The 6,119-nt window shown below is 70.2% G+C and carries 7 protein-coding genes; 3 read left to right on the forward strand and 4 right to left on the reverse strand.

Features of this window, described 5'->3' with window-relative positions; translation table 11 throughout:
* Positions 1 to 62 precede the first annotated feature (62 nt).
* Positions 63 to 434, forward strand: coding sequence for a helix-turn-helix transcriptional regulator (locus FJV41_RS29945; protein ID WP_141645997.1), 372 nt, complete (start codon positions 63 to 65; stop codon positions 432 to 434).
* Positions 435 to 448: 14 nt separating this feature from the next.
* Here FJV41_RS29945 and FJV41_RS29950 read toward each other — a convergent pair whose 3' ends face one another.
* The gene (locus FJV41_RS29950; protein WP_141645998.1) at positions 449 to 1,666 is read right to left on the reverse strand and encodes a DUF790 family protein; all 1,218 of its coding nucleotides are present in this window, start codon (positions 1,664 to 1,666) and stop codon (positions 449 to 451) included.
* A 69-nt stretch (positions 1,667 to 1,735) separates the two neighbouring features.
* On the reverse strand, positions 1,736 to 3,115 hold the full coding sequence (locus FJV41_RS29955; protein ID WP_141645999.1) for a DEAD/DEAH box helicase family protein: 1,380 nt from the start codon (positions 3,113 to 3,115) through the stop codon (positions 1,736 to 1,738).
* Between the two features lie 126 nt (positions 3,116 to 3,241).
* Between FJV41_RS29955 and FJV41_RS29960 the strand changes: the two genes are divergently transcribed.
* On the forward strand, positions 3,242 to 3,688 hold the full coding sequence (locus FJV41_RS29960; RefSeq protein WP_141646000.1) for a DMT family transporter: 447 nt from the start codon (positions 3,242 to 3,244) through the stop codon (positions 3,686 to 3,688).
* 12 nt (positions 3,689 to 3,700) lie between these two features.
* Complete coding sequence (locus tag FJV41_RS29965) at positions 3,701 to 4,114, forward strand: DNA-binding transcriptional response regulator (RefSeq protein WP_141646001.1); 414 nt, start codon at positions 3,701 to 3,703, stop codon at positions 4,112 to 4,114.
* A gap of 4 nt (positions 4,115 to 4,118) precedes the next feature.
* Here FJV41_RS29965 and FJV41_RS29970 read toward each other — a convergent pair whose 3' ends face one another.
* Both FJV41_RS29970 and FJV41_RS29975 read right to left on the reverse strand, forming a co-directional pair.
* A complete protein-coding gene (locus FJV41_RS29970; RefSeq protein WP_141646002.1) occupies positions 4,119 to 4,745 on the reverse strand; it encodes a hypothetical protein in 627 nt (208 codons plus the stop codon).
* Positions 4,742 to 5,896, reverse strand: a complete 1,155-nt coding sequence (locus tag FJV41_RS29975) for a hypothetical protein (protein WP_141646003.1) — start codon at positions 5,894 to 5,896, stop codon at positions 4,742 to 4,744. Before FJV41_RS29975 ends, FJV41_RS29970 begins: the two co-directional genes overlap by 4 nt.
* Between the last annotated feature and the right edge of the window lie 223 nt (positions 5,897 to 6,119).

Here is a 6,119-nt window from a genome sequence, read left to right on the forward strand (position 1 = left end):
AGTTCTTGGATGCCAACCTCTCAAGTCATATCGACATGGGCGGACCCGGTAGGTTAACGAACATGGAAAAGACCCTCGCATCCCGCCTCGGAGGAGCTGCGCGCCTCGCACGGACTCGCCTGAATCTGACGCAGGCCGACGTCGCGGAGCGCATCGGTATCGCGAGTGAAGTCTACGGGCGACTGGAGCGCGGCCACATGTTGCCGAGCATCCAGACCTTCCGCCGGCTGTGCGTGGTGCTCTCCATCTCCGCGGACGAAGCGCTGGGCCTCAAGCCGACCCAGGACGTGAAGTGGGCCGCGGAGCCTCCCAGTGAGTATGGCGAGTCCGGTGAGCTGCGCCGCCTGCTGCGTCGGGCCAAGCAGTTGGACCGCAGCGCCATCCGCCTGCTGAGTGTCCTGGCCGCGCAGTTCCGGCCCAAGGGCAACGGCTGACGCCCGGCCGTGCGCTACGTGCTGGCGCGCGCGGCCTCCAGCTTCCCCAGTCGCTCCCGGAGCTTCTTTGCGGAGGGGAACCCGTGGAAGAGCACCACCTGGGGGTGGGCCTCCAGCGTCTCGCGTTCGGTGGGCTCCTTCGACAGGAGCGCGCGGTCGACTCCGAGCAGGAGTCCTGTGTCCGGTCGCGTGCGCAGCTCCGCGAGCCTGCGTGTCAGGGCGCTCGCGTGCCAGGGATGAAAGAGCTCCAGCGCGACTTCCTGGCGCGACGCGCGGTGACGGAAGGTCAGGTCCGGCACGCACAGGCTCGCGGCGCCCACGTGTCGGGGCAGGGGCGTCAGGTCCAGCTCCCACGCGTCATCCGCGAAGCTCGCGGACAGCGACAGGACTTCCTCCGGCACATGGCCCAACGCGGCGGGTAGGGGCGAGACGAGCGGGTCCTTGTCGCTCAGGGTCAGCGTGGCCTGCCGGCGCGAAGGCTCCACGGTGGCCTTCAGCTCCCAGCGCTCCAGCACCGGGACGACCGACAGGAACGAGGCGAGCTGCAGGCCGTACTTCTTCTGCATCGCCAGCATGGCGCCGGGCCCTTCCACCTCCAGCTCCCAGTCCGGACCATCGCGGCGCACCTCCGCGACGAGGCGGCAGAACTTCAGCCACCGCAGCACCTTGCGCACGCGCAGCAGCTCCGGTGAGCGAGCCCGCAGCGTCAGGCGCCTGGCCGACAGCAGCGGTCCCTGCGCCAGCGCCAGGTTGTAGCGGTCCACGAGCACTTGCGCCGTGGGGGCTTCGCCATCCCAGCCCAGGAGCTTTCGATTCCCAGGCAGGTCCGCGTAGAGCGCGGCCCGTGCGTCCGTCAGGGGCACTCCGAGGGTTTGCTCCAGCCGTGCCTCGTAACCCTCCACGGAGGTGTCGGGGGGCAGCGTGCGCAGGGTTCGGGCGGCCGTCGTGAAGCGCTCCCATCGGGCTTCGGAGGCGCCGGGCGCGGGCTCTTCGAAGACGAGCCGGTCCAGGACGAGCTTCACCAGTCCGCGCGCGATTTTAGGGCGGGTGAAGGCCCCGGCCGACAGGCCCAGGGTTTCCTCCACGTCGTCACTCGTCTCGCCCCGGGATGACTCCACGGTGGCCAGCAGCTCCGAAGCCAGGGACAGCAGTGCCTCGTCGTCGCGCTTCACGAAGGCGGGGCGCAGCACGCCCTTGCTCACGCGGAAGGCGAGCAGCTCACGCGTCAGCATCTGCAGCCTCGTGGCAGGACGCGGCGAGCCAGGTCATCCCCGACGGTGAGTCGCGCGGGCATCAGCACCTCAGGGTTCCTCTTGATAGGCGTCGTGCTGACGTCGCCGCTCGCTGATGCCGCTCTCCGCCGTCTGCGCGGAGCACACCTCGTACAAGAGCGCACGCTTTCCGGGGCGCTTGCGCAGGATGCGTCCCAGCCGCTGTACATGTTCGCGCACGCTGCCGCTGCCGCTGAGCACCACGCCCACGCGCGCCTCGGGCACGTCGACCCCCTCGTTCAGCACACGCGAGGTGAGCAGCACGGGCAGTTCTCCGGAGGAGAAGGCCGCCAGCAGTGCCTTGCGCTCCGGCACGGGCGTGTGATGCGTGAGGGCGGGAAGCAGCAGCCTTCGCGCCAGCGTGTACACCGTCTCGTTGTCGTCGGTGAAGACAAGCACGCGGTCCTCGCGGTGCGCCAGGAGGATGCGCCACAGCACCTCCTGTTTGCCGCTGGAGGTGAGGGCGATGCGACGCTGCTCGCGGTAGGCGCGATACGCGGCCCGGCCCTCGTCGCTGCGCTGGCTCTGCGCAAGGAAGCGCGCCCACCCGTCCGGCGCGGACAGCCGCACGCCCAGCTTGCGCACGAAGTTGAGATAGAGCGCCCGTGCCTCGTCGTAGCGAGCCTTCTCGTCCGCCGTCAGCGGCACCGCCACCTGCTTCACCTCGTAGGGCGCCAGGTACTCGCCCTGAAGCTCGCGGATGTCGGTGCGGTGTACGCGCGGGCCCAGCAGCTCCTCGCACACCCGCTCCCCACCGTCCGTGCGCTCCAGCGTCGCGGTGAGGCCCAGCCGGTAGGGCGCCAGCGAGCCCTCCGCGATGAAGCGGTAGCTCGGTGCCGGCAGATGGTGACACTCGTCGCAGACCAGCAGGCCGAAGCGGTTGCCGTGGAACTCCGTCTGCATCGCCGCCGAGTCGTACGTCGTCACCGTCAGCGACTGTCGGTCATTCACCCCGCCGCCCAGCATCCCCACCGGCACGGAGAAGTGGCGCGCGAGCACGCCCTGCCACTGCGTCATCAAATCCAGCGTCGGCACCACCACCAGGGTGGGCCGCTTCACGTGGGCGATGGCCAGCACCGCCAGCAGCGTCTTGCCCGCGCCTGTCGGCAGCTCCACCAGGCCCCGTCCCCCCGCCTTCGTCCACGCCTCCAATGCCGCGCTCTGATGGGGAAACGGCTGGATGGGAACGGTCAGCGCCACCTCGAGCGGCTCGAAGCGCTTCGCCCGGTCGTCGTACCCCACGCCCAGCTCCCGCAGCCGCAGCACCACGTCGCGGTAGTGCCATGCCGGCGCGCGGTACACACCCGTGCGACCATCCTTCTGGAACAGGGCGAGCAGCCGCGCGTCATCCGGCAGCGTGGGAGCCACCAGCGTGCCGCAGTCGAAGTGGAGCTCGCAGGAGCCGTCCATGGGCGCCGATGGGACCTAGCCGGTCAATCCACGTTCCGCCAGCCACATCGCGAAGGCGAGAGGGAAGTCGTGGCCGCGCATGTCTCCTTGCAGGAGGCCCCGCGTTCGGGATACCCACCCGCGCCCATGCGTTTTGTCTCGCTCGTTCCCTTGCTGTGTGGGCTGGCAGTCGTCGCCCAGGGTGGTCTCAACAAGCGCTTCGCCGGCCAGTGGGGCCTGCTGGGCGCGGTGTTGATGAACATGGTGGTTGCGACGGTGGCCACCTTCGCAGTGTACGCGGTGGCGCGCTCCGTGCCCGGCTTGTGGCCCGAGGCCGCCGCGCAGGGGCGCTTCTCCGGCTTCACCTTCTGGCACCTGCTGCCCGGGTTGTGCGGCGTCGTCATCGTGGTCGGCATGCCCTGGGCCATTGGCCGCGTGGGCGCCGTGCATTCCGTCCTCCTGCTCATCGCCGCGCAGCTCGCCACCAGCCTTGTCTGGGATGCGATGGTGGAGAACCGTCCCGCCACGCTCGCCCGGGTGCTGGGGTCTGCGGTCGCCTTCTCGGGTGCGGCCATCGCGGTCTGGAAGGGTTAGGTTTCCAGTCTGATGCGTCGCGTCCTCATCGCCAGCCCCCATGTCGCTTCCCGCGAGCTGCTGCGCCGCGTCCTCGCGGTCGACGATGAGAGCCTGGCCATCTCCGCCACCGGCGACACCGACGATGCGCTCGCGTCCATCACCTCGTCACCGCCCGCGCTCGTGGTGGTGGACCTGCGCAGGCAGGACGAGGACCACCCGCTCTTCCTCGGGCTCTTGCGCAAGCGCTACCCGACGCAGCCGGTCATCGCGTTGGTTCCGGGCCGCATGCGCGTCTTCGACGGCAGCCACGAGCGCGTCATCGACGCCCCGGGTGACACCACCGAGTCCCTCCACCACCTCCTCGATGCGCTGAGGACCGCGGTCCGGGACCTGGTCGCCCAGGAAGTGTTGAGGGTGCTGCGCCCGCCGGTGGGACGGGCCTGAAGCCTCACAGGCGCAGGCGGTAGCCCAGGCCTCCCGCGAGGAAGCCTCCGACATTCACATCGCCCGTGGTGACGAAGTCCAGCGGGGCCAGGTGGTAGTGCGTTTCGAAGAAGAGGCCGCCGGGGCCCAGTGGAAGCTCCAACCCCGCGAGCGCTTGCAGGCCCAGGCCGCCACCGCTCTCCGACGCGGTCGCGCCGAAGAGGTCGGACGTGGCGCGGTGCAGGTACAGCCCGGGGCCACCTCCCACGTACGGCGTCAGCGGACCCAGGGCCCGTTCGAAGCGGAAGACCGCCGACAGCAGGAAGGCCACCTCGCGCACCGCGAGCGTGTAGCGGCCATCCGGAGGCGGCGCGCCGAAGCCCCCCAGTTGTGAGTCCGTGAGCGCACCGGAGGCCTGCGGCCGGTGGTAGTTCACCTCCAGCACCACCGCGAGCCGTCGCTTCAAGAGCGGCGTGACGTAGCCCAGCTCCAGGCCCAGGTAGAGGTCTCCTCCCAGCGGCGCGGTGGACTTGAAGAAGCCCACCTTCGGCGCCAGCAGCACGCGGCCTCCTCCGACGCCTTCCGTCGAGGCGGCGGACTTCGAGCCGGAAGCGGCGAGCGCGGTGAGCGCGACGAGCACGAGTGCGTTCATGGCAGGAGGGCTCCAGGCAGGGGCGCGGCCCCGTCGTCGGAGGTGCGCGTCGCGGTCGGCTCGGCCACCACGGTGAAGCCCTCCGACGCGGGCACCGCTCCCACCGCGCCGCTCGGGTCGATGACCTCGAGCGCATAGGGCCCGCCAGGGGCGAGGCCATTGGGACACTTGGGGTCGCTGACAGGCTCCTCGAAGCCCGAGCACGTGGGCAGCTCCGCGGTGACCTCGTTGGCCGACACCCGCCTCACTGCGCGCAGCGGAATGCGCTGCAACACGGAGGGGGCTGTCTTCAAGGACGCCAGCACGAAGAGCTCCGGCGCATCCGTGAAGCCGCGCTGGTCGCCCGTGGGGGCATTGAAGAGGCGGATGGAGGTGTTGCTCAGCTCGCCGCCGGACCTGGGCGTCAGCGTGAGTGCCCCCAGGTGGGGATAGCGGAGGTCGACCGCGCCAGGAGCGGTGTCCGCGCAGCCCTCAGGCTGGGTGACCACCAGGTCATAGAGGCCCTCGGGAGTGCCCGGCGGAATCTCCGATTCGATGCGCGTCGTCGAAACGACGGTGACGAAGAAGAGCGGCAGGTCGGTCTCGCCCTCGCGGCGCAGGACGATGATGGGGGACGAGCCTGGCTGGAAGTCGCTGCCCTCGATGACGATGGGATTGGTGCCCGTGGCCGTGTACCCATCCACCGGAGGCACCACGCGAGTCACCGTGGGCGGCGGCACCACCCTCACCGCGTCCGGCAGTGAGCCGGTGCCACCCAGGGGATTGGCGACCTCCACTTCATAGGTGCCCGGGGCGAGCTCCACTGGAGGCGTGCTGTCGCGCGTGGGCACGTTGAGCACGAGCAGCTCCGGACGCACGTAGAAGACCTGGCTCCGCGTCAGCGTGTACGTGGACGGCCCTCGCAGCGTCACCACGGGCAGCTCCACCGTCGGCGTGTCCGTGAGCGCCTCGCCGGGGACGGGCGTGAAGCGCTTGCCCACCACTTCCAGGCTCCAGCCTGTCTGCCCGCCCTGCGCGTTGCAGAGCTGGGGAAGCTCGCTGACGCGGGCGCGGGGGTTGACGATGCGCTCCACCGCGGGCGAGGGCCCCTCCGTCGTGCGTGAGCACGCGCTGAGGGCGAGCAGGGCCGTGGTGACGACTTGCAGGCGCAAAGCGATTCCTCCCCTTCGGCAAACAACGGGCACGCACGTTAGGCCGCCCACCCTGGAGGCCCGGAGATTTTTCCGGTTCCGACCGGTGGCCTCATCCCCAAGGACGATGGCCTCCCCGCAACCGCGCGTACTCACTGGCTTCGAGCGCCCCGCAGGCGTCGGCACGGCGAATGCTATGGGTTCAGGCAGCGGGGGATGACGCGGTCCGGTGGGGGGCGATGGG

This window comes from Myxococcus llanfairpwllgwyngyllgogerychwyrndrobwllllantysiliogogogochensis (assembly GCF_006636215.1).
Taxonomy (GTDB): domain Bacteria; phylum Myxococcota; class Myxococcia; order Myxococcales; family Myxococcaceae; genus Myxococcus; species Myxococcus llanfairpwllgwyngyllgogerychwyrndrobwllllantysiliogogogochensis.